Annotated in this window: 3 protein-coding genes; 2 read left to right on the forward strand and 1 reads right to left on the reverse strand. The window is 74.2% G+C overall.

Annotation, left to right across the window (positions count from 1 at the left end):
* Positions 1–161, reverse strand: a 161-nt coding sequence (locus ABT247_RS33425; protein WP_350749712.1) for a transposase, incomplete at its 3' end; no start/stop codon positions are given.
* A 404-nt stretch (positions 162–565) separates the two neighbouring features.
* On the opposite strand from ABT247_RS33425, the gene ABT247_RS33430 reads away from it, so the two are divergent.
* Positions 566–1,021 carry an SRPBCC family protein gene (locus ABT247_RS33430; protein ID WP_350750362.1) on the forward strand — a complete coding sequence of 152 codons (456 nt, stop codon included), beginning with the start codon at positions 566–568 and terminating at the stop codon, positions 1,019–1,021.
* A gap of 91 nt (positions 1,022–1,112) precedes the next feature.
* Positions 1,113–1,468: MFS transporter (locus ABT247_RS33435; RefSeq protein WP_350750364.1), on the forward strand; the 356-nt coding region annotated here is incomplete at its 3' end.

Raw genomic sequence — 1,468 nt, forward strand, 5'->3', positions numbered from 1 at the left:
ACCAGCACGTACAGCACGGTGTCCACGACCAGTCGACGCGAAAACTTCAGCGGACGGCCACCCCGGCGCGGATCCCGCTCCGGCAACAGCGGCTCGATCACCGCCCACTGAGCGTCCGTCAACGACGAGTCATACGAAGGCTTACACGAACAGACACACATGGCAGTGATCTTCGCGGAAACCCGACCGGCGAAGATCACCGCAAGTGCATCACACTCCGAAGTTGATCACTTACCCAACACTTTCTGAGCCCTGGCGCTCACGACCTGCGGCGTGGTCAGCCGTCCGTGGGGGTTCGACGCGGCCGCCGGAGCGAGTGCGCCGCCGATGCTCGGCGCCGGCTCGCCGCCCGCCGCTGCCAGGCCGGCTCCTCCTGAACAGGGCCGGGCGGCTCCCCCTGCGGCGGCAGGGCGAGCCGCCGGTGCCCGTGCCGCCGCCCCTGCCACGAGCGGTCCGACGTGCCGACCGTACGGCAGGCACCACCCGCCATGCCCGCGGGGTTAGGCAGTCGCCTAGGTGACTTTCGCCGATGAGGGCACGGGCGGCCCGGACCAGACTCGGGGACATGAAGAACACGCCCTCGGGCATCGACCGGGCCGCCCCGGTCGTGGCCCGCCGTGAGCTGCCGATCCGGGCCCCGGCCCCTGCCGTCTGGGCGCTGCTGACGTACGTGCCCGGCTGGCCGGTCTGGCAGCCGGACATCGCCGAGGCCCGCGCCCTGACCCCGCTGGCGCCGGGCGCGACGTTCCACTGGCGGACCGGCGGCGTGGACGTCACCTCCACCGTGTACGCGCTCGACGCGCCCCGGTCGATCCTCTGGGGCGGTTCCTCGCAGGGCATCACCGCCGTCCACCGGTGGACGTTCACACCTTCGGTCAGCGCGACGGTCGTCGTCACGGAGGAGTCCTGGGACGGTGAGGCCGTACGCGCCGACGCCGACGCCGTCGCCCGGGCCCTGGACCGGTCCCTCGCGCACTGGCTGCTGTACCTGAAGTCCGCCGCCGAGCGCCCCGCGCGCTGACGCCGGCCGCGCCGTCCCTCTCCCCCCGCCGGCCGCGCCGTCCCTTCCCCCCACCCCGGCCCGCTCCCACGGCCCCGTTCACGGAGTTCCCATGCCCAGTCCGCCCCGCGCCGCCGTCCTCGCGGTGCTGGCCTCCGCCCAGTTCACCGTCCTGCTCGCCACCTCGATCGTGAACGTCGCCCTGCCGCAGATCAGGGACGGCGTCGGCCTCTCCGACTCGGCCACCACCTGGGTCGTCAACGCCTACGGCCTGGCGTTCGGGGCGCTGCTGCTGTCCGGCGGGCGGGCCTCCGACCTGCTGGGACACCGTCGCGTCCTGCTCGCCGGTCTCGGCGTCTTCGGGACCGCGTCCGCGACGGCCGCGCTCGCGGCCTCGCCGGGGGTCCTGATCGCCGCGCGGGCCGTCCAGGGCGTGGGCGCGGCGGCGGTCGCACCGGCGGCCCTCGC

The organism is Kitasatospora sp. NPDC001539, assembly GCF_040298565.1.
GTDB lineage: Bacteria > Actinomycetota > Actinomycetes > Streptomycetales > Streptomycetaceae > Kitasatospora.